Here is a 22442-nt window from a genome sequence, read left to right as displayed (position 1 = left end):
CACGTTACGGCGATGCCATCTCATATTGGTACGGTTTAACTCTTATCGTAACTAACTTCACAAAACGACGTTTAATGGCGTTACGAGAGTTTTGCCCTCAGCTCAGCGTGACCTGTGAGGCGTCATTGTTTAAGCTACTGTAACATATGCTAAATTTAGCTTTTTGCGTCATTCTGCCGCAACTGAATCGCTGAACATATCGCGAACCTCGCTCATGTCCACATTCGCCGCAGGGCCCTTCTTCGCGGTCTGGCGCTTGTCGAACGAGTCCCAGACGTCGTTCCACTGGCCCTTGGTGGCGGCCTTCGAATATTCGGTGGCGCGCTGTTCGAAGAAGTTGGCGTGCTCTACGCCGTTCAGCATCGGGGCCAACCACGGCAGCGGGTGCTCGTCGATCATGTAGATCGGCTTGAGGCCGAGCTGCGTCATGCGCCAGTCGGCGATGAAGCGGATGTACTTCTTGATCTCCTTGGGGGTCATGCCGTTGACCGGGCCCATCTCGAAGGCGAGATCGATGAAATTGTCCTCGAGGCGGATCGTCGTCTGGCAGACGTCGGCGATGTCGTCCTTGACCGCCTTGGTCAGGCACTGGCGCTCCTGACAGAAGGTGTGGAACATCTTGATGATGCCCTCGCAGTGCAGCGACTCGTCGCGGATCGACCAGGTGACGATCTGGCCCATGCCCTTCATCTTGTTGAAGCGCGGGAAATTCATCAGCATCGCGAACGACGCGAACAGCTGGACGCCCTCGGTGAAGCCGCCGAACATGGCGAGCGTGCGCGCGATGTCCTGGTCGTTCTCGACGCCGAAATTCTGCATGTAATCATGCTTTTCCTTCATCTCGGCATATTCGAGGAAGGCGCCATATTCGCTCTCGGGCATGCCGATCGTGTCGAGCAGATGGCTGTAGGCGGCGATGTGGACCGTCTCCATGTTGCTGAACGAGGTCAGCATCATCTTGATCTCGGTCGGCTTGAACACACGGCCGTACTTCTCGTGGTAGCAATCCTGCACCTCGACATCGGCCTGCGTGAAGAAGCGGAAGATCTGCGTGAGCAGGTTGCGCTCGTGGTCGCTGAGCTTCTGCGCCCAGTCGCGGCAATCCTCGCCCAAGGGCACTTCCTCGGGGAGCCAGTGGAGCTGCTGCTGGCGCTTCCAGAATTCGAACGCCCAGGGGTATTCGAACGGCTTGTACTGCTTGGAGGCGTGAAGGAGGGACATGGGGTAAGCCTTTCGGGAAATCTGTCGTAAACTGGGGAAACTGGTGGGGTTAGCGGTGCGTCATATCTGCGTGCTCCATCGCCACATCGCGGCGGCGGACATGGCGAGCACGATCGCGCCCGAGGTGAGCATGATGCCGATCATCCTGAACGCATAAGTCTGCGGTTCGGTGATCGTCGGCGAGCGCAGCCGCAAAAGAAGCGCGGTGCCGACGATTCCGAGCACGGCCGCGACCGCGAACATGATAGCTGAACCATACGTCATGCGACCAACTCGCGCGGCGCGCGTTCAGCACCCATACTCAACACAGGAGAACGACCATGGTCGATGCAACCCAGATTCAGGAACATGCCGAAGTCATCGGTGCGGACGGCGTCCATGTCGGCACGGTCGACAAGGTCGAAGGCAACCGCATCAAGCTGACCAAGAAGGACTCGGGCGCGCAGGTCAACGAGGGCACGGGCAGCCATGAAGGGCATCATCACTTCATCTCGCTCGGGCTGGTTGCGGATATCGAGGACGGCAAGGTCCGCCTGTCGGCCAACGCCGACGTGGCGGTGACGTTCGAAGAAGAGGCCTGACCCGCTGGCGGTACGCGTAACGCGTACCGCCGAGCCTGCTTGAACCCCGGTCCGCGTCGTGCGGGCCGGGGTTTTTTGCGTCAGGCCGCAGCGAAGGGCCTTACTGACAGGCAAGGCACTCATCGTAATCCTTCGATTCCACGTCAATCTGACGCAGGTCGATGGTGTTGTCCGCCTCGACCCCGCCCGCGAACCCGGCGCGCTGCACCGACTTCGAGCGCAGATAATAGAGCGACTTGATGCCGAGCTCCCAGGCGCGGAAATGGAGCATCAGCAGGTCCCACTTCTCGACGTCCGCGGGGATGAACAGGTTCAGCGACTGCGCCTGGTCGATATAGGGCGTGCGATCCGCGGCGAGCTCGAGCAGCCAGCGCTGGTCGATCTCGAACGAGGTCTTGTAGCAGTCCTTTTCCTCGACCGAGAGGAAGTCGAGATGTTGGACCGACCCGCCCTGTTCAAGGATCGAGTTCCACACCGCGTCCGAGTTCTTCGACTTCTCGGCGAGCATCTTCTCGAGATACGGGTTCTTGATCGAGAAGCTGCCCGAGAGTGTCTTGTGCGTGTAGATGTTCGCCGGGATCGGCTCGATGCACGCGCTGGTGCCGCCGCAGATGATGCTGATCGACGCGGTCGGTGCGATCGCCATCTTGCAGCTGAACCGCTCCATCGCGCCGACATCGGCGGCGTCGGGGCAGGGTCCGCGCTCGATCGCGAGCTGCATCGAGGCTTCGTTCGCCTGGCTGCTGATGTGCTTGAACATCCGCAGGTTCCACGACTTCGCCATCGCGCCCTCGAACGGGATGCCGCGCGCCTGGAGGAAGCTGTGGAAGCCCATGACGCCGAGGCCGACTGAGCGCTCGCGGCCCGCCGAATAGGCGGCGCGCTCCATGCCGGGCTCGTGGCGGTCGATATAGTCCTGCAGCACGTTGTCGAGGAAGCGCATGACGTCCTCGATCAGGCCCTTCTCGTCCTTCCACTGATCCCAGGTTTCGAGGTTCAGCGACGACAGGCAGCAGACCGCGGTCCGCTCGTTGCCGAGGTGATCCTTGCCGGTCGGCAGCGTGATTTCCGAGCACAGGTTCGAGGTCGAGACCTTGAGGCCCAGCTCGCGGTGATGCTTTGGCATCGCCTTGTTCACGTGATCGGCGAAGACGATGTAGGGCTCGCCGGTCTGTAGACGCGTCTCGACGAGCTTCTGGAACAGCGAGCGCGCGTCGACGGTGGCGCGGATCGCCTGGTCCTTCGGCGAGCGGAGGTGCCATTCCTCGCCGTTGCGGACGGCTTCCATGAAGTCGTCGGTGATCAGCACGCCGTGGTGCAGGTTGAGCGCCTTGCGGTTGAAATCGCCCGAGGGTTTGCGGATCTCGAGGAACTCCTCGATCTCGGGGTGCGAGACGTCGAGGTACACCGCAGCCGAGCCGCGGCGCAGAGAGCCCTGCGAGATGGCGAGCGTCAGCGAATCCATGACGCGGACGAACGGGATGATGCCGCTGGTCTTGCCGTTGAGGCCGACCGGCTCACCGATGCCGCGGACGTTGCCCCAATAGGTGCCAATGCCGCCGCCGCGCGAGGCGAGCCAGACATTCTCGTTCCAGGTGTCGACGATGCCGCCGAGGCTGTCGGGGACCGAGTTGAGATAGCAGGAGATCGGCAGGCCGCGGCCGGTGCCGCCGTTCGACAGAACGGGGGTGGCGGGCATGAACCAGAGCTTCGAGATCGCGTCGTAGAGGCGCTGCGCGTGGCCGGCGTCATCGGCATAGGCCGAGGCGACGCGGACGAACAGGTCCTGATAGCTCTCGCCCGGGAGCAGATAGCGGTCCTTGAGCGTGTCCTTGCCGAACTCGGTCAGCAGCGCGTCGCGGCTGTGATCGACCTCGACCGGGTAGATCTGCGCGCGGACGGAATGGCTGTCCTGCGCCTGGCGCGGTGCCTTGGGGGCCTCGGCTGCCGGCGTTTCGGTGGTCTGGTCGATCGTATCTGTGGTCATGTCGCTATCCCGGCTGCTGTTTCTGAAATCCATCGAAACCGCTCCTAGTGTTCTGTATTCGTTCGAATCGGTCGCCTGTCGCCATGCTACCATCGGACGAGCCCAAACGGGAGAACAAAAAGTGACCATCGCGACGGTGGAAGGCGCGCTTACGGTCAAATCGCATAGGGCTATGCAAGGGTTGTTCTACCAGCGATTGGGTTCGCCCCCGAACGCAACCCCAAGAGATTGTGCCAAACCGCGAAGAGACGCAAGGGGGTGAGGGGGTGGTTCGGGGCTCGGTTCGTCGCGTTCGGCTGAGCACTGGCCGACCGGTATATTCGCGACGCGTGGAGTTCTGCGGGGTTCGCGATGTGCAAGGGGACGAAGCGGGAACGAAAAATTATTTCGGGCTGGGAAGTGGCAAATGTTTCTTCGCGAACGGCAACGTTGCGACGGCCACTAGATCTGGGGGCCGCGAGCGTGGTCCTGCGTGATTCCTGGACCCCCGCCTTCGCGGGGGAACGGGAATTGCCAGGAATCCCGACCATATCACCACCACACCACCCCGGCGGAGGCCGGGGCCCAATTGGGGGACGTCGCAAACCGAGCGGTGCGCGTCGTTACTGCGACCTTTCCATTTGGGCCCCGGCCTTCGCCGGGGTGGACGGGGAGGGTCTCCTACCCGCTACCCCTCGATGATCGTGCGGATCTGCGTGGCGAGCGCGTCCATCGCGAACGGCTTGGTGATCATCGACATGCCCGGTTCGAGAAAGCCCGACGCCAGCGCTGCGTTTTCCGCATAGCCGGTCATGAACAACACGCGCAGCCCGGGACGCATCATCCGGCCGGCATCGGCGACTTGGCGGCCGTTGAGCCCGGGTAACCCGATATCGGTGACGAGCAGGTCGATCCGCTCCATCGTCCGCAGGCGGTCGAGCCCGGCCGGGCCGTCATGCGCCTCCACCGCCTGATAGCCGAGTTCGCCGAGCACATCGACGATCAGCGCGCGGACGACCGCATCGTCCTCGACCACCAGCACGATCTCGCCCGCGTCGGTGACATGGTCCTGAGTCAGGCCGGGGAGCGGCTCGCCCCGTTCCGCCGCGCCATAATGGCGGGGGAGGTAGAGCTTGATCGTCGTGCCGTGGCCGACCTCGCTGTAGATCCTGGCATAGCCCTCCGACTGGCGGGCGAAGCCGTAGATCATCGACAGGCCTAGACCCGTGCCCTGGCCGATCGGCTTGGTGGTGAAGAACGGCTCGAACGCCTTGGCGATCGTGTCCGCGCACATGCCGGTGCCCGTGTCGGAGACGCAGATGCAGACATAATGCCCCGGCCGGACGTCGCGCTGGCTGGCGACGAAATGGTCGTCGAGCAGCGCGTTGCGGGTCTCGATCGTCAGCACGCCGCCATCGGGCATCGCGTCGCGCGCGTTGATGACCAGGTTGAGCAGCGAGTTTTCGAGCTGGTTGGGATCGCACAGCGTCGTCCACAGACCGTCCGCGAGCACCGTCTCGAACGCGATCTGCTCGCCGGTGGTGCGGCGGAGCAGGTCTTCGAGCGAGGCAATCAGCGCGTTGGCCTGGACCGGGCGCGGATCCAGCGGCTGGCGGCGCGAGAAGGCGAGCAGGCGGTGGGTCAGCGACGCGGCGCGGTTGGCGGCGGTGGTCGCGCCGGTGATGAAGCGATCGAGTTCGTCGATCCGCCCCTGCGCGACGCGGCGCTGGACGATCTCGAGGCTGCCGGTGATGCCTTGCAGCAGATTGTTGAAATCATGCGCGATGCCGCCGGTCAGCTGGCCGACCGCCTCCATCTTCTGCGCCTGGCGCAGCGCCTCCTGCGCCTCGATCAGCTCTTGCGTACGGTCGCGGACCCGCTGTTCGAGATCCGCGTTGAGCGATTGCAGGTCCTGTTCGAGCCGCTGGCGGTCGGTAACGTCCGCGCCCTCGACGAACACGCCGACGACCGCACCCGTCGCGTCGCGGATCGGCTGGTAGACGAAATCGACATAGCGATCGTTGATCGGCCCGCCGGGTTCGGCCTGGACGGCATAGAGCATGCCCGTTGCGGTAAACGCGACGCCGCTGGTGAACACCCCGTCGAGCAGGTCGAGAAAACCCTGTTCGACCGCGTCGGGCAGTGCCTCGGCGACGGTGCGGCCGAGCACGTCGCGGTGGCCGATCAGCTTGTCATAGCCGGGGTTGGTCAGTTCGAAGCGATGCTCGGCGCCGCGCAGCATCGCCATGAAGGTCGGCGCCTGCGCGAACATCTGGCCCATCCGCTCGCGTTCGTCGCGCAGCGCGCGTTCGGTCTGGACTCGCTCGGTGCTCTCATAGGTCGAGCAGAACATGCCCGCGATCGCGCCGGTCTCGTCGCGGAGGGGCGAATAGGAGAAGGTGAACCAAGCCTGCTCGTCATAGCCCTTGCGGTTGGTGAGGAGCGGCAGATTCTCGAAGAACGACGCTTCGCCGCCCAACGCCTTGTCGACCAGTGGACTGATATCGCTCCAGACATCCGCCCAGACATCCGCAAACGGCCGGCCGAGCGCGGCGGGATGCTTGTCGTGCATGATGCGTGCGTAATGGTCGTTGTAGAGGAAGCCGAGCTCGTCCCCCCAGCCGAGGCACATCGCAAATTCGGACGCGAGCATCAGCGAGACGATCGAGCGCAGCGACTGCGACCAACCCGCGATCGGGCCGAGCGGCGAGGACGACCAGTCATGCGCGCGGATCATCGCGGCCATCTCGCCGCCGCCGGTCAGGAAATCGGCCTGGGCCGTCTGTGAAGTCATCTCAAGATCCTGCCGGGTCGCGCACCGGGTCGGATTTTACCTCGACGGCCGTTCGATACGGGCCTGCGCCTTGCGATTCCATCGTTTTGGACGCGGCTCGACAGGTCAGCGGCACAGTTCGTCGGCAAGCTGGGTCAAGCTGCCAACGGAGACGTCCCAGTCCTGCACGGCGTCGGCATCCGGCGCGCGGCGGCCGCCATATTCGTGCGGGCGATCGACATAGGCGGTCTGCAAGCCCGCCGCGCGCGCTGCGGCGAGGTCGCTATGATGCGCGGCGACGAGGCACAGCTCGGACGGATCTATCGCCAATAGGCGCGCGGTGGCGAGGTAGGATTCGGGCAGCGGCTTGTAGACGCGGCTGACTTCGGCACCGAGGATCGCATCCCAGGGGAGACCCGCGCGGCGCGCCATGTCGAGCATCAGTGCGATGTTCCCGTTGCTCAGCGTCACGATCGGGAACCGGGTTTTCAGGCGGGTGAGGCCTTCGACCGAGTCGGGCCAGGGGTCGAGCCGGTGCCACGCATGCGTCAGGTCGACGAGCGTGGCGTCATCGATTGCCGCTGGATCGATGCGGTGATGGCGGAGCAGGTCTTCGAGCGCTTCGCGGTGGAGCGTGTCGAGAATGACGAACGGCCTGCGACCGCTACGCACCTCTTCGAGTGCGGGCTGATAGCGTTTGCGCCAGCCATCGGCGAAGACGTGCGGGTCGATATCGCTGCGGTCCAGCCGTGCGAGGACGGGCGCCGCGTCGCGCGCGATTCCCGATCGCCAATCGACGACGGTGCCGAATACGTCGAAGGCCAGGGCTTTGATCGGTGCACGATTTACCATGGAAGAGAGACGGCGACAGGGGGCGGTTGGTTCCCCCTTGGCCAGCCATTTCGCCCTTCTCCCGACGCCCGGACGAACGCCCGTCGCCGATCATCCCGCCCGGCGGATCCGCGATGTCTGGCCGTGGTTCAAGCGGTCGAGATTGAACGCCTCATGGAACTCGATCCCCGCCTTGCCGTCGCGCGCCCAGCGGACGCGGGCGGGGGTGAGCTGGTCTTCGAGCAGCTCGATCTGCATCTCGACGCCATAGGGATCGCCGTCGATCCGGAGCCCGTCGACCATCGCTCCCGAGGTCGAGATGTCGCGGATGCGGACATCGCCGCGCACGCCGCCGATCATGATTCGCGCGGACCGCAGCATCTTGGTGCGCGGCGCACGGCTGACCTTGAAGCCGCTCGCGGTCGCCGTCCCGTTCTCGACGCCCAGCTGGCGCATCGCCTCCTCCGCGCGCACCGGGCGGCCATAGACATAGCCCTGGATGTGGCTGCACCCCAGATCGCGCAACAGGTCGATCTCGTCCTGCACCTCGACGCCTTCCGCGGTCGTTTCCATGCCGAGCGTGTCGGCCAGCGTCACGATCGCCTTGATGATCGCGGCGTTGCGGTTGCCGGGTTCGGCCGCGCCCTTCACGAACGACTGGTCGATCTTGATCTTGTCGAACGGCGCGTTGCGCAAGTAGCCGAGCGACGAATAGCCGGTGCCGAAATCGTCGAGCGCCAGTCGCACGCCGACGCCCTTGAGCGCCTTGAACATCTGCTCGGACGAGCGCGTCTCGTCGAGGAACACGCCCTCGGTGATTTCGAGCTCGAGCCGGCGGGGGGCGATCCCCGACTGGGCGAGCGCGCTGGTGACGATCGCGGGCAGCACCGGGTTGGCGAACTGGATCGGCGAGACGTTGACCGCGACGCGGATGCCGTCGGGCCAGCGCGCCGCCTCGATGCACGCGGTGCGCAACACCCACTCCCCGATCGCCTCGATCAGCCCGCATTCCTCGGCGACCGGGATGAAGTCGGCGGGCGAGACCATGCCGCGAGTCGGGTGGTTCCAGCGGATCAGCGCCTCATAGCCGACGATCCGGACGGTCTTCGTGCTGACGACGGGCTGGTAGCAGAGGTGGAACGCGCCTTCCGCGACCGCGACGCGCAGATCGTCCTCGAGCAGTTTGCGCGTCCGCGCGCCCGCCAGCATCTCGTCCGAGAAGAACCGGTGGACGCCGCGCCCGTCGCCCTTGGCGGCATAGAGCGCGAGATCGGCGTTGCGGACCAGCGTCTCGGAGGTCTCGCCGTCGTCGGGGGAGATCGCGATGCCGATCGAGCAGCCGATCGTGACTGCGGTCCCGCTGATGAAATAGGGCTGCGACAGCGACGCGATCAGATCCTTAGCGAGCGTCGCCAGCGCATCGCGGTTGCCCATGCCCGGCAGCACGACCTTGAACTCGTCGCCGCCGAGCCGCCCGACCAGCCCGGCATCGCCGACCCCGCGCTGCAGGCGTTGCGCGACCTGTTGCAGCAACGCGTCGCCGGCCGGGTGGCCGAGCGTGTCGTTGACCGCCTTGAACCGATCGAGATCCATCAGGAACAGCGAGGTCGCGCGGTAGGGGCCGGTATTCTGCGCCAGCGTCTTTTCGAGCGAGATCCGCATCCGCTGGCGGTTGGCAAGCCCGGTCAGGCTGTCGAACAGCGCCAGGCGCGTGATCTCGGCCTCCGACTTGCGCTGTTCGGTCAGATCGCTGCCCGAGCCGATAAAGCCCTGGAACCGGCCGAGATCGTCGACCACCGGACGACCGGAGATCGACCACCAGCGCTCGCACTGCTGCGCGGCGGCGCACACCGAATAGTCGGCGAACGACGTGCGCGACGAGATGTGGAAGGCGAGCGTGCGTTCGGTGCCGGGCGCGTCGCTGTCCATCCGGAACAGGTCGGTCAGCAGCTGGCCGACCGCAGTGCCCGCCGGCATGATATCGCGCGCGACCTTGTCCGACAGATAGGTCACGCGGCCCTGGCGATCGGCTTCCCAGAACCAGCCGGCGCCGTGATCCTCGAACTCGGTGATCATCTTGACCGCGATGCGGCCTTCGTTCGACGCGGTCTCGCGGTCGAGTTCGCGCGCATGGTCGATCCGCGCGAGGCTGACGGTCGCGGCGATCAGGCAGCCGAGAAACGCCAGTGCGATCGCGACCGAGACGCTGGGGCCCGCCAGCACTGCGAGCGCCAGCACGAGGCCTGTCGCGAAGCCGAGCGTCGCCGCGCGGATCGGGTGGAGGCTCACCGCGGTCACGCCGATCAGGCCGCCGACCGCGATCGTGCTGTCGAGCTGGATCGCGCCGTCGGGCATCGTCGTGATCGCCCATAGCAGCGACGTCAGCGTCGCGGCCATCGCCGCCGCGCACAGCGTGACGATCCGGTTGCGCTTGTAGGACGCCAGCGCGCTGGCCGCGGGCAGGCGGACGGTCGCGAAGACCAGCAGCGAGCCGACCGCGAGGATGGCGGTATGGACCGCGATGCCGATGATCCGCTCCCCGGTCGACGTACCGTCGAACAGCACGAGCGCGACCAGCAGCGAGCAGGTCAGGAGCTGGATCGCGAGCGTGAACGGCCAGACGACCGAGACCTGCGCGAGTTTCATCACGAACAGCTCGGTGACGGACGCGCGATCATTCTCGGTCAGGCCGAACAGCCCCTGCAAGGGCAGGCTGTGCGGCTGTCCATCGGCGCCACCGGGGGGGCGGGTTTGCGCGCGGCGATCGGCGGCAGGAAGCGGAGCGTACATCGGCGGCATCCTACCGGATCGAGGCTTGGCAGGCGGGACGACGATTCGCCTGGCTACGTCCATGGCGCCGGGATGCGTGCGGTGTCCCTCGCATCCCGAACGTCAGAAATCGCAAGCCGGTCATCGTGTCGTCACCAGGGCGGGCTGGGGGGGGAGCACGCGCGATGCCCGGTCATTCGCGTACCAGGGTAATCGGCCCGAATTGGTTTCGTTCGGGTAAACGCGGCCATCCGTTCTCGCGCATAATCAATGGTTTCGAAGGGCGGGTCCGCGGGCAAACCCGGCCCTGCGCGGCGCGCGCCCGGAATTTTCGAGGGATAGCTATGCGCGTTGTCGCGTTGAGCGCGCGACCCCTATCATCGAGGCATTTCCTATGAGCGCAGTTTCCACGATCACGTCCGCCCTTGGGCTGGGCAAGAAGAAGATCCGGTACGCGATCGTCGGGCTTGGCGACATTTCGCAGGCGTCGATGATGCCGGGCGTCGCGCACACCGGCAATTCCGAGATCACCGCACTCGTCACCGACGATGCGGAAAAGGCCCGCAAGCTGGGTAAGATGTACGGGGTCGAGGCGACCTATCGCTACGACCAGTTCGACGAACTGCTCGCGTCCGGCCTGATCGACGCGATCTATCTGGGGACGCCGAACTGGCGCCATGCCGAGTTCGCGATCCCCGCGCTGAAGGCGGGCATCCACGTGCTGTCGGAGAAGCCGCTCGAAATCTCGACCGAGAAGGCCGAGGCGATCCGCGAGGCCGAGCGCGCATCGTCCGCCAAGCTGATGACCGCGTACCGGCTGCATTTCGAGCCGTCGACGCTCGACGCGATCCGCCGCATCCGGGCGGGCGAGCTGGGCGACCTCGTCGCGTTCACCTCGTGCTTCATGCAGAAGCTCGATCCGGCCAACCACCGCGCGAAGAACGGCGTCGTCGGCGGGCCGCTGTTCGACATGGCGCCGTATCCGATCAACGCGACGCGCTATCTGTTCGGCGCGGAGCCGATCGAGGTCGTCGCCGCCGCCGCATCGCGGCACGCGGATTCGGGTTTCCCCGATCTCGACGACACCTATGCGGTGACGTTGCGCTTTCCCGGCGACCGGCTCGCGCAGTTCACCGTCTCCTATTACGCGAACAACGTCGACAGCCTGACGATCTCGGGCACGAAGGGCAGCATCCACATGGATCCCGCCTACGGCTTTGGCGATGCGATGGAGCAGCGTGTCACGATCGGCGAGAAGAAGAGCCATGAGAGCTTCAAGCCGACCGACCAGTTTGGTGGCGAGATGCGCTATTTCTCCGACTGCATCCTCGAAGACCGCGATCCCGAGCCCGACGCCGAGGAAGGGCTCGCCGACCTGCGCGTGATCGAGGGCGTGCTCGAATCGCTCAAGACGGGCAAGGCGGTCACGCTGCCGCCGTTCCATCGCTCGCGCCGGATCTCGGCGGACCAGGAGCAGACGCTGTCGCCGATCAAGGTGCCCGAGCTCGTCAACGCCGCCAGCCCGACCGGCTGAGCCAACGCGCCCCTTCCCCGGCTGTTGCCCGGGGGAGGGGGGCAACCCTGCACCACCCCCGATCGTCATCCTGACGAAAGTCAGGATCCAGAGCCAAGATCGTTATGCCCGTGACCCTGGATCCTGACTTTCGTCAGGATGACGGAGTGGGGGAGTCTCATAAAAAGGTGGGCCGGAACGACGACGCCGCGCGTCAGTTCGTCTCCGACCGTGGCGCCCCGCTCGTCGTCACCGGTTGCGGCCCGGCTGCGGTCACCTCGAGCGTCGAATCGCCGCCCAGCACGCGGTACAGCGTCACGCGGTTGCTCGCGCCAACCAGTTGCGTCGCGACGAGGTTGCGCTGCGCTGTGTAGAGCGAGCGCTGCGCATCGAGCGAGTTGAGGAACGTGTCAATCCCGCCGCGATAGCGCGCATCGGACAGGCGATAGGTGTCGAGTGCCGCGGCGGAGAAGTTCTGGTTCGCCTTCAACTGGTCGGCGATCGTGCCCTGTCGTGCCAGCGCGTCGGCGGTTTCCTGGAACGCAGTCTGGATCGTCTTCTCGTAGGTCGCGAGCGCGGCGTCGCGTTGCGCCTTCGAATAGGCGACGCCGGCGATCCCGGCGCCCGCGCGGAAGATCGGGTAGCTGATCGAGGGCGCGACCGAATAGTTGAACGCGCCGCCGCTGAAGAGCGAGGTGAGCGCGGTGCTCGCGAACCCGAGGATGCCGGTCAGCGAAATCTTCGGGAACAGTTCCGCGCGCGCTGCGCCGATCTCGGCGTTGGTGGCGCGCAGTTCATATTCGGATTCGACCACGTCCGGGCGGCGCAGGAGGATGCTGCTGTCGAGCCCGGCGGGGAGGGTGGCGATGGTCGGCAGCGCCTGCTCGATCGAGGCGGGCAGCAGCGCCGTATCGACCGGCGCGCCGACGAGCAGTTGCAGTGCGTTGACGTCCTGCGCGAGCGCGGTGCGCTGTTGCGCGAGGTCGCTCTGCGCGGTGAACAGGATCTGCTGCGCCTGGCGCAGGTCGGTGCGCGGGGCGACGCCGCCGCGCAGCCGCGCCTCGGTCAGCGTGACGCTGCGCTGCGAGCTGGCGACGGTATCCTGGGCGATCTTGAGCAGGCTCTGGTCCGACGCATAGGTGAGCCACGCATCGGCGATGTCGCCGACGAGCGTCAGCCGCGTCGCGCGCGCGGCGGCTTCGGTCGCGAAATAGCGATCGAGCGCGGCGCTGGTGAGCGAGCGGATCCGGCCGAACAGGTCGAGTTCGAACGCAGTCGTGCCGAGATCGACCGAGAAGGAACTGTTCGAGCTCGACGAACTGACCACCGATCCGGTGCCGCCGGTGCCCGTACCGGTACCGCCCGTGCCCGTGCCCCCCGTACCCGTGCCGCCCGTCCCACCCGTTCCGGTGCCGCTATTGCCGCCCGTCCCGGTGCCGCCCGTCCCTGTGCCGCTCGTGACGGTGTTGCGCGTGCCGTTGCCACCACCCGAATAGGTGTAGCGGCCGCTCGCATCGACCTGCGGCAACAGGTCGCCGCGCTGGATCCGGTATTGCGCGCGCGTGGCGGCGATGTTGGCGGCGGCGACGCGGAGGTCGCGGTTGTTGGCCAGCGCCTGGACGATGATCTGCTGGAGCCGCGGGTCGCGGAACACGTCGCGATAGGTGATCGCGGGCAGCGCCGCCTCGGACTGGCGCAGATAGGCGTCGCCGACCGGGAGCGACGGCGGCACCGGGAGCTCGGTGCGCGCATATTTGGGCGCGAGCGAGCATCCGGCGAGCGCGGTCGAGGCGGCGAGGATAAGGACTAACGAACGCATCATGCGGGCTCCGGCCGGTGAGGGCCCTGTGGTTCGGGCGGACCCAGCGGTTCCCTGTGGTCGCCGTCGTTTCCGTCGTGATGCGTGCCGCCCTGATGACCGGTGGGGCGCCCACGCAGCTTGGCGATGCCGTCGCGCGCGCCGCGGCGGACGAGGACGAAGAACAGCGGGATGTAGAAGATCGCGAGGATCGTCGCGGTCAGCATGCCGCCGACCACCGCGGTGCCGATCGCGATGCGGCTGTTGGCACCCGCACCGGTCGAGAGGGCTAGCGGGAGCACGCCGAGGATGAACGCGAACGACGTCATCAGGATCGGGCGCAGACGGATCTTCGCCGCCGACAGCGCCGCCTCGATGACTCGCTTGCCCTTCTTCTCCTCCTGCTCGGCGAACTCGATCATCAGGATCGCGTTCTTCGCGGCGAGCCCCATCGTCGTGAGCAGCCCGATCTGGAGATACACGTCGTTGATCAGTCCACGCAGCGTCACCGCGAGGATCGCGCCGACGAGGCCGAGCGGGATGACGAGCAGCACCGCAATCGGGATCGACCAGCTTTCATACAAAGCGGCGAGGCACAGGAACACGACGAGCAACGACAGCCCGTAGAGGATCGGCGCCTGACCCGAGGACAGGCGTTCCTGATAGGACAGGCCGGACCACGCGACCGACGTGCCGGGGATCTGCCCCGCAAGCTCGGCGATCCGGTTCATCGCGTCGCCCGAGCTGACGCCGGGCGCGCCCGATCCCTGGATCTCGTACGAGGCGATGCCGTTGAATCGCGACAGCGTCGTCGGCGCCTGGCCCCAGCTGGTCTTGGCGAAGGACGAGAACGGCGCCATCTGGCCGTTCGAGCCGCGCACGAACCACTGGCTCAGGTCTGACGGCTGCGCGCGGAACTGCGCGTCGCCCTGGACATAGACCCGCTTCACGCGGCCGCGATCGATGAAGTCGTTGACGTACTGGCCACCCCAGGCGGTCGACAGCGTCGAGTTCACGTTCGCCTGGGTGAGCCCGAGCGTCGACAGCTTCTGCTGGTCGGCATCGACTCGCAGCGTCGCGACGTCGGGCAGTTCGGTCAGGCGGATCGCGGTCAGCGACGAATCGGCGCGGGCGAGCGCGAGCAGCTTGTCGCGCGCGGCGTTGAACTCGACCTGCGTGAGGCCGCCGGCGTTCTGCAGCTCCATCGTGAAGCCGTTCGACGAGCCGAGACCACGCACCGCGGGCGGCACGAGCGAATAGACCTGCGCGTCACGGAAACCCGCAAACGCCTTCGACGCACGCCCGGTGATCGCCTCGGCAGTGTTTTCCTTGCCCTCGCGCAGATCCCAGGGCGCGAACGAGACGAAGCCCTGGCCGGTATTCTGCCCGCTCGCGCCGCCGCCGCCGCCGCCGCTGACGGTGAACATCGTGCGGACATTGGCCTTCTCGTTGGTGAAGTAATATTGCTCGATCTGCTTCTGGAGTGCGAAGGTGCGGCCCTGCGTAGCGCCCGCGGGAAGCTGGAACTGGACGATGCCCGATCCCTGGTCCTCGGTCGGCAGGAAGCCCGTCGGCAGCCGCAGGAACAGCACCGCCAGCAGCGCGACGACGGCGGCGTAGATCAGCAGGAACAGCCACTTGCGGTCGATCACCGACTGCACCGTGTTGGTGTATTTCTGCGTGCCCTTTTCGAACCCGCTGTTGAACTTGTCGCCTGCGCGCGTGAAGAAATTCGCGACCTTCGGGAATTTGCGCTGGCCCCAGCTCTGCTCAGGGTTGCCCTCCGCATCGGTCTTCTTCTGCTTGAGCAACGTCGCGGTCAGCGCGGGGCTCAGGATCAGCGCGACGAGCACCGACAGCACCATCGCCGAGACCATCGTCAGCGAGAACTGGCGGTAGATCACGCCGGTCGACCCGCCAAAGAACGCCATCGGCAGGAACACCGCGGACAGCACGAGCGCGATCGCGACCAAGGCAACGGTGATCTCGTTCATCGATTCGATCGTCGCCTCCCGAGGCGTCATCTCGGGATTTTCCTCCATCAGGCGCTCGACATTCTCGACCACGACGATCGCATCGTCGACCAGCAGGCCGATCGCGAGCACGAGCCCGAACAGCGTCAACGTGTTGATCGAGAAGCCCGCGAGATAGAACACGCCGAATGTGCCGAGCAGCACGACGGGGACCGCGATCGTCGGAATCAGCGTCGCGCGCCAGCTTTGCAGGAACACGAACATGACGATGACAACGAGGATGACCGCCTCGATCAGCGTCTTGACGACCTCGTCGATTGACAGCTTGATGAAGTCGGTCGTGTCGTTGGCATAGGCGAACTTCAGGCCTGGCGGGAAGCTCTTGGCGGATTTCTCGACGAACGCCTTGACCAGCTCGGCGGTCTTGAGCGCGTCGGCGCCGGGGGCGAGCAGCACCGCGATACCCGCGCCGGGATGCGCGTTGACCCGGCTGCGCGCGTTGTAGTTCTCCGCGCCCAACTCGATCCGCGCGACGTCGCGCAGCTTCACCGTCGCACCGGTGTTGGTCGTCTTCAGGATGATGTTGGCGAACTGCTCGGGCGTCTGGAGGCGCGACTGTGCGGTGACGGTCGCGTTCAACATCTGCGTGTCGGGCTGCGGCTGGCCGCCGAGCTCGCCCGCGGCGACTTCGGTGTTCTGCGCCTGGATCGCGGTCGTCACGTCGCTCGGGATCAGCTGGAAGCTCGCGAGCTTGTTCGGGTTGAGCCAGATCCGCATCGCGTATTGCGCGCCGAACACGTTGCTGTCGCCGATGCCCGGAATACGGCCGAGCGGATCCTGCAGGTTCGAGACGAGATAGTCCGAGACGTCCTGGTTGGTCAGCTTGTCGGTCTCGTCATAGACGCCGACGATCAGCAGATTGTCCGGGTTCGATTTGCGCACGACCAGCCCTTGCTGCTGGACCTGCTGCGGGAGGCGCGACAGCGTCTGCTGGACCTGGTTCTGGACCTGGACCTGCGCGATGTCGGGATCGGTGCCCTTCTCGAACGTGACCGTGATCGTCACCGACCCGCGCGACGACGAGGACGAGCTGAAATAGATCAGCCCGTCGATGCCCGTCAGCGATTGTTCGACGACCTGCGTGACGCTGTTCTGGATCGTCTGCGCATTGGCGCCGGGGAAGGTCGCGCGGACGGTCACCTGCGGCGGCGCGACGTCGGGGTACTGCGCGATCGGCAGGCTCATGATCGCGCCGATGCCGCCTAGCATCACGATGATCGCGAGCACCCAGGCGAAGATCGGGCGATCGATGAAGACACGGGAGAGCATGAGCGGTTAGCCGGCCTTTTTCTGGCTGGCCTGATCGCCGCCTGAGGAGTCGCCCTTGGGCGCTTCGATCTTTTGCGCGGTGTTCTCGGGGACCGGCTTCACGCTCTGGTTCGGCGCGATCTTCGACAGGCCTTGCGTGACGATCCGGTCGCCGGGGTTGAGACCCTGCGTCACGACCCAGAACGCCCCCTGCGTGCGGTCCGCCTTGATCTTCTTCTGCACCGCCTTGTTGTTCGCATCGACGACATAGACCGTCGCATTGCCCTTGGCGTCGCGCGACACGCCCGCCTGCGGCACGAGGAACGCGCGCTGGTTGATCGACTGCGCGAACTTGGCCTGGACGAACATGCCGGGCAGCAGCAGCCCCTGCGGATTGGGGAAGCGCGCGCGCAGCGTCACGGTGCCGGTCTCGGTGTTGACCAAGGCCTCGGCGAACTCGACCGAGCCGGTCGCGCCATATTCGCTGCCGTCCTCGAGCGTCAGGCGGACTTCGGCGCGCGTCGCGACGATGCCGTTCTGGCCAAGCGAACGACGTAGCGCGAGCAGGTCGCCGGACGATTGCTGGATGTCGACGAACATCGGATCGAGCCGCTGGATCTGCGCGAGCGGGTCGGTCTGCGTGGCGGACACCAGTGCGCCGACGGTGAACAGCGAGCGGCCGATCCGCCCGGTGATCGGCGCGGGCACGGTCGTGAACTTCAGGTTGATCCGCGCGGTCTCGAGCGCGGCGCGGGTCTGCGCGACCGAGGCGGTGGCCTGCCGCGAGGTGGCGACCGCGTTGGTGTAATCCTGCTTGCTGATCGCCTCCATCTCGGCGAGCGGCTTGTAGCGATCCGCGAGCACCTTCTGCGCCTGCTGGTTCGCCTGTGCGCTCTGCAGATTGGCCTGCGCCTCGTTGGCGGCGGCGCGGTAGAGGCGCTGGTCGATCTCGTAGAGCGGCTGGCCCTTCTTCACGAGCGTGCCCTCGGTGAAATAGCGGCGGCGGATGATGCCGGTGACCTGCGGGCGGACGTCCGAGCTCTCGAACGCGGTCGTGCGGCCGCTGAGCTCGGTGGTCATCGCGACGCTGGTCGGCTGGACGACGACATAGCCGACGGTCGGCGTGCCCTGGCCCGGTTGCCCGGCCTTGCCCTTGCCTTGTGCCTTGTCACCGCCACCGCCGGAACAGGCTGCGAGCGCCAGCGCGGGGACGAGCAGAACGGCGGACCGTCGCGCAGAAAATCGTTTGGCTATCAAGTTGGGCATCCGCGATCAGGTGTTGGTCGGGCTAAACCACGAGGATGTACCAGAAGTATGTCAGTTGAACAGCGGGCGCGAGAAATAGGGAAGAAAGAGTAACCTGGTTTGTCGGGCGGGGGTGTTTTGGAGAGTGCTCGCTGAACGTAAGAGAGTGTTTTCCCGCGAAGGCGGGGACCCAGACTGGGCTCCCGCCTTCGCGGGAGAACAAGGAGGCGTGCGCACCAGTACAGCACCACCCCGGCGGAGGCCGGGGTCCAAATGGCAAGGTCGTAGTAACGGCGGACTGCGCTCCGTCAGCGACGTCCCCCAATTGGGCCCCGGCCTTCGCCGGGGTGGTGCTTCGCCCCCGGGTCCCGCAAACTAAATCCTCTGGGATGTGTTGAAGCGTGATGCCGGAACGTGCCCGGCATGACGGATTGGGGGGCGCTATGATCGATGACGACAAGAAAGCCGCGGCGGTGGCGGCGGTGGCGGAGGTTCGGGACGGGATGCTCGTCGGCCTTGGCACCGGGTCGACCGCGGCGTTCGCGATCCGGGCGTTGGGCGAGCGGGTCGCGGCCGGGCTGGCCATCCGCGCCGTCGTCACCTCGGACGCCAGCGGCAAGCTCGCGCGGCAGGTGGGTATCCCGGTCCTCGACTTCGCCGATATCGCGCGCGTCAACCTGACGATCGATGGCGCCGACGAGATTGACGCGCGGTGTTTCGCGATCAAGGGCGCGGGGGGTGCGATGCTGCGCGAGAAGATCGTCGCCGCAAGCTCGGCACGGATGATCGTGATCGCCGATGGCTCCAAGCAGGTCGACCGGATCGGTGCGGCCAAGCTGCCGGTCGAGGTGCTGCCGTTCGCGCGCGGCTATGTCGAGCGCGTGCTGGCCGATCTGGGGGGCGCGCCGGTGATGCGTGACAAGTACCGGACCGATCAGGGCAATCTGGTCATCGACTGCCATTTCGCCACGCTCGAAGACCCCCGCGCGACCGCCGCGCTACTCGCCGCGATCCCCGGCATTCTCGGGCACGGGCTGTTCCTCGACGAGGTCGACGCGGCATATATTGCAACGAATGGCGTCGTTACGCGACTGGAACGGGCGGGTGCATCTGCCTAAAGGCACCCTATGTTGGCAACCAGATCGGATGCGCGGCGTTCGGTCACCGTCTAGAGCGAGGCTTTCTTCCATGACCGATACCGCAACCGTCGCCCCCAAGGCGGACCCCATGCTGCACGAGGACGGTTCGCCCGAGCGCCTCGCGATCGATACGATCCGCACCTTGTCGATGGACGCGGTGCAGAAGGCCAATTCGGGGCATCCCGGCACGCCGATGGCGCTGGCGCCGGTCGGCTACACGCTCTGGTCGAAGTTCCTGCGCTACGATCCCAAGCACGCCGACTGGCCCAACCGCGACCGGTTCGTGCTGTCGGTCGGGCACGCGTCGATGCTGCTCTATTCACTGATCCACCTCGCCAAGATCGAAGAGATCGATGCCGAGGGCAACAAGACCGGCAAGGAGGCCGTGAGCCTCGCGGATATCGAGCAGTTCCGCCAGCTGTCGTCGAAGACCCCAGGCCACCCCGAATATCGCCACACGACGGGCGTCGAGACCACGACGGGTCCGCTGGGTCAGGGTTGCGGCAATTCGGTCGGCATGGCGATCGCCGAGCGCTGGCTGGCCGCGCGCTACAATAAGGACGGCTTCACGCTGTTCGACCATGACGTCTACACGATCTGTGGCGATGGCGACATGATGGAGGGCGTGTCCGCCGAGGCGGCGAGCATGGCCGGGCATCTCAAGCTCAGCAACCTGTGCTGGATCTACGACAGCAACCATATCTCGATCGAGGGCGCGACCGATCTCGCCTTCGACGAGGATGTCGGCCTGCGCTTCGACGCCTATGGCTGGAACGTCATCCATGTCGACGACGCCAACGACACCGCGGCCCTCAGCCGTGCGATCGAGACGTTCAAGGCGACCACCGACAAGCCGACCTTCATCGTCGTGCATTCGGTGATCGGCTATGGCAGCCCCAAGGCGGGCAGCGAGAAGGCGCATGGCGAACCGCTCGGCGACGAGAATATCCGCCTTACCAAGCAGGCTTATGGCTGGCCCGAGGACAAGTCGTTCTACGTGCCCGACGGCGTGATCGAGCATTTCAACGGTGCGATCGCCGAGCGTGGCGCGAAGCTGCGTGACGAGTGGGTCGCGCTGACCGACAAATATCGCGACGCGCATCCCGAGCTGTCCGCCGAGCTCGACCTGCTGCTCAAGGACGAGCTGCCCGAGGGCTGGGATGCCGATATCCCGACGTTCGAAGCGGACGCCAAGGGAGTCGCCAGCCGCGATTCGGGCGGCAAGGTGCTCAACGCGATCGCCGCGAAGGTGCCGTGGCTGATCGGTGGCTCGGCCGATCTGGCGCCGTCGACCAAGACCGACATCAAGGGGCAGCCCTCGTTCGAGGCGGAGAATTACGCCGGCCGCAACTTCCATTTCGGCATTCGCGAACATGGCATGGGCGCGATCGTCAACGGCATGGCGCTGTCGCATCTGCGCTCCTACGGCTCCACCTTCCTCGTCTTCGTCGATTACATGCGCGCACCGGTGCGCCTGTCGGCGATCATGGAGGTCGGCGCGGTCTGGGTGTTCACGCACGACTCGATCGGCGTCGGCGAGGACGGCCCGACGCACCAGCCGATCGAGCATCTCGCCACGCTGCGCGCGATCCCGGGTCTCGATACGATCCGTCCGAGCGACGCGAACGAAGTCGTCGCGGCATGGAAGGCGGTCCTGAAGGACGCCAGCACGCCCGCCGCGCTGATCCTCTCGCGCCAGGCGCTGCCGACGCTCGACCGGACCAAATATGCGAGCGCCGATGGCGTCGAGCAGGGCGGCTATGTGCTGGCCGATTGTGACGGCACGCCCGACGTGATCCTGATCGCGACCGGCAGCGAAGTCTCGCTCGCGGTCGACGCGCACGAAAAGCTGATCGCGGACGGCGTCAAGAGCCGGGTCGTGTCGATGCCGAGCTGGTATCGCTACGAGCTGCAGGACGCCGCGTACAAGGAAAGCGTGTTGCCGCGCGAAGTGCGTGCGCGCGTTGCGATCGAGATGGCCGGGTCGATCGGTTGGGACCGCTATGTCGGGCTCGACGGCGCGACCGTGACGATGTCGACCTTCGGTGCCTCGGCACCGCTCGCCAAACTGCAGGACAAGTTCGGGTTCACCGTCGACAATGTCGTCAAGGTTGCCCGCCAGGTGATGGAGACCAAGTGATGGGTGCGCTCAACGATCTCGAAGGCTTCGGCCAGGCGGTATGGCTCGATTTCGTCGACCGGAAGTTCCTGGAGGCCGGTGGTCTTCAGAAGCTGGTCGACGAGGATGGCCTGACCGGCGTCACCTCGAACCCGTCGATCTTCGAGAAGGCGATGGGTCACGGCGAGGCGTATGACTCGACACTCGCCAAGTTCGACAAGGAGAACCCCGGCGCGGCGACGATCGACCGGTACGAGCATCTTGCGATCCAGGACATCAAGGCGGCGGCGGAGACGCTGAAGCCGGTCTATGACAAGCTCGACGCGAAGGATGGCTATGTCAGCCTCGAGGTGTCGCCGTATATCTCGGACGATACCGACGCGACGATCGCCGAGGCGAAGAAGCTGTGGGGGATGGTCGACCGGCCGAACCTGATGATCAAGATCCCGGGGACGCTCGCGGGTGCGCCGGCGATCGCATCGACGATCGCAAGCGGGATCAACGTCAACGTCACGCTGCTGTTCGCGGTCGATGCCTATGTCCGCGTCGCCGAGGCCTATGCGATGGGCCTTGAGGAGCGTGTCCGTCAGGGGCAGCCGATCGACAAGATCGCCAGCGTTGCGAGCTTCTTCGTCAGCCGGATCGACAGCTCGATCGACAAGGAAATCGATGCGCGCGTCGAGAAGGGCGATGCCGAGGCGGATGCGCTCAAGGCCGTGCGCGGCAAGGTGGCGATCGCCAATGCGAAGATGGCGTATCAATGGTATCTCGATTTCCTCAAGTCGGATCGTTGGCAGGCGCTCGCCGCCAAGGGCGCGCAGCCGCAGCGCCTGCTCTGGGCGTCGACCGGCGTGAAGGATCCGAGCTATCCCGATACGCTGTATATCGACACGCTGATCGGCAAGGACACGGTCAACACGATGCCGCCCAAGACGATGGACGCGTTCCGCGACCACGGCACGGCGGCGGAGACGATTACGCAGGACGTCGACGCGGCCAGGCACGTGCTGGCGGAAGCGGAGCGATTGGGGCTCGATCTCAACGGCGTGACCGGCAAGCTGGTCGAGGAAGGCGTCGCGTCGTTCGTGAAGGCGTTCGACGACCTGCTCGGCGCGATCGCCAAGAAGCAGCCCGCCACGGCGTAACCCTTCTGCCCCCTCTCCCCTCCGGGGAGAGGGCCGGGGCGAGGGGCCGCCAAGCGCGCCT

Annotated in this window: 14 protein-coding genes; 5 read left to right on the top strand and 9 right to left on the bottom strand. The window is 65.8% G+C overall.

Annotated features, from left to right (window positions below; all coding sequences use genetic code 11):
- Positions 1-168: 168 nt before the first annotated feature.
- On the bottom strand, positions 169-1221 hold the full coding sequence (locus EV283_RS04340) for a ribonucleotide-diphosphate reductase subunit beta (RefSeq protein WP_130322927.1): 1053 nt from the start codon (positions 1219-1221) through the stop codon (positions 169-171).
- A gap of 60 nt (positions 1222-1281) precedes the next feature.
- On the bottom strand, positions 1282-1464 hold the full coding sequence (locus EV283_RS04335; RefSeq protein ID WP_242615777.1) for a hypothetical protein: 183 nt from the start codon (positions 1462-1464) through the stop codon (positions 1282-1284).
- Positions 1465-1541: 77 nt separating this feature from the next.
- Between EV283_RS04335 and EV283_RS04330 the strand changes: the two genes are divergently transcribed.
- The gene (locus EV283_RS04330) at positions 1542-1802 is read left to right on the top strand and encodes a DUF2171 domain-containing protein (RefSeq protein ID WP_055881432.1); all 261 of its coding nucleotides are present in this window, start codon (positions 1542-1544) and stop codon (positions 1800-1802) included.
- Positions 1803-1902: 100 nt separating this feature from the next.
- On the opposite strand, the gene EV283_RS04325 is transcribed toward EV283_RS04330, so the two are convergent.
- The 4 genes from EV283_RS04325 to EV283_RS04310 form a co-directional block, all read right to left on the bottom strand.
- The gene (locus EV283_RS04325; RefSeq protein ID WP_130322925.1) at positions 1903-3822 is read right to left on the bottom strand and encodes a ribonucleoside-diphosphate reductase subunit alpha; all 1920 of its coding nucleotides are present in this window, start codon (positions 3820-3822) and stop codon (positions 1903-1905) included.
- A 634-nt stretch (positions 3823-4456) separates the two neighbouring features.
- Positions 4457-6562 (bottom strand): PAS domain-containing protein, encoded by a 2106-nt coding sequence (locus EV283_RS04320; RefSeq protein WP_242615776.1) that lies wholly within the window; start codon positions 6560-6562, stop codon positions 4457-4459.
- A gap of 105 nt (positions 6563-6667) precedes the next feature.
- The gene (locus EV283_RS04315; RefSeq protein ID WP_130322923.1) at positions 6668-7393 is read right to left on the bottom strand and encodes a haloacid dehalogenase type II; all 726 of its coding nucleotides are present in this window, start codon (positions 7391-7393) and stop codon (positions 6668-6670) included.
- A 90-nt stretch (positions 7394-7483) separates the two neighbouring features.
- Entirely contained in the window at positions 7484-10162 is a 2679-nt protein-coding gene (locus EV283_RS04310; protein WP_242615775.1) for an EAL domain-containing protein, read from the bottom strand.
- Positions 10163-10535: 373 nt separating this feature from the next.
- Here EV283_RS04310 and EV283_RS04305 point away from each other — a divergent pair, with 373 nt between their 5' ends.
- Complete coding sequence (locus tag EV283_RS04305; RefSeq protein WP_130322921.1) at positions 10536-11675, top strand: Gfo/Idh/MocA family oxidoreductase; 1140 nt, start codon at positions 10536-10538, stop codon at positions 11673-11675.
- 193 nt (positions 11676-11868) lie between these two features.
- Here the strand turns inward: EV283_RS04305 and EV283_RS04300 are convergent, their stop codons facing one another.
- From EV283_RS04300 to EV283_RS04290, 3 genes are read right to left on the bottom strand one after another with little or no spacing between them, the layout of a single operon-like run.
- A complete protein-coding gene (locus EV283_RS04300; protein WP_130322919.1) occupies positions 11869-13476 on the bottom strand; it encodes an efflux transporter outer membrane subunit in 1608 nt (535 codons plus the stop codon).
- A complete protein-coding gene (locus tag EV283_RS04295; protein WP_130322917.1) occupies positions 13473-16754 on the bottom strand; it encodes a multidrug efflux RND transporter permease subunit in 3282 nt (1093 codons plus the stop codon). Before EV283_RS04295 ends, EV283_RS04300 begins: the two co-directional genes overlap by 4 nt.
- Positions 16755-16760: 6 nt before the next feature.
- Positions 16761-17987, bottom strand: coding sequence for an efflux RND transporter periplasmic adaptor subunit (locus tag EV283_RS04290; RefSeq protein WP_242615835.1), 1227 nt, complete (start codon positions 17985-17987; stop codon positions 16761-16763).
- 434 nt (positions 17988-18421) lie between these two features.
- Between EV283_RS04290 and rpiA the strand changes: the two genes are divergently transcribed.
- From rpiA to tal, 3 genes are all read left to right on the top strand, one after another.
- Positions 18422-19096, top strand: coding sequence for a ribose-5-phosphate isomerase RpiA (gene rpiA / locus EV283_RS04285; RefSeq protein ID WP_130322913.1), 675 nt, complete (start codon positions 18422-18424; stop codon positions 19094-19096).
- Positions 19097-19166: 70 nt separating this feature from the next.
- Positions 19167-21257, top strand: coding sequence for a transketolase (gene tkt, locus EV283_RS04280; protein WP_242615774.1), 2091 nt, complete (start codon positions 19167-19169; stop codon positions 21255-21257).
- Positions 21257-22381, top strand: a complete 1125-nt coding sequence (gene tal / locus EV283_RS04275) for a transaldolase (protein ID WP_130322911.1) — start codon at positions 21257-21259, stop codon at positions 22379-22381. The genes tkt and tal overlap by 1 nt, the downstream gene beginning before the upstream one ends.
- The last annotated feature ends 61 nt before the right edge of the window (positions 22382-22442 follow it).

Origin of the sequence: Sphingomonas sp. BK036 (assembly GCF_004216825.1) — a bacterium.
In the GTDB taxonomy this organism is placed as follows: Bacteria; Pseudomonadota; Alphaproteobacteria; order Sphingomonadales; family Sphingomonadaceae; genus Sphingomonas.
This window is presented reverse-complemented; position numbering and strand designations above follow the sequence as displayed.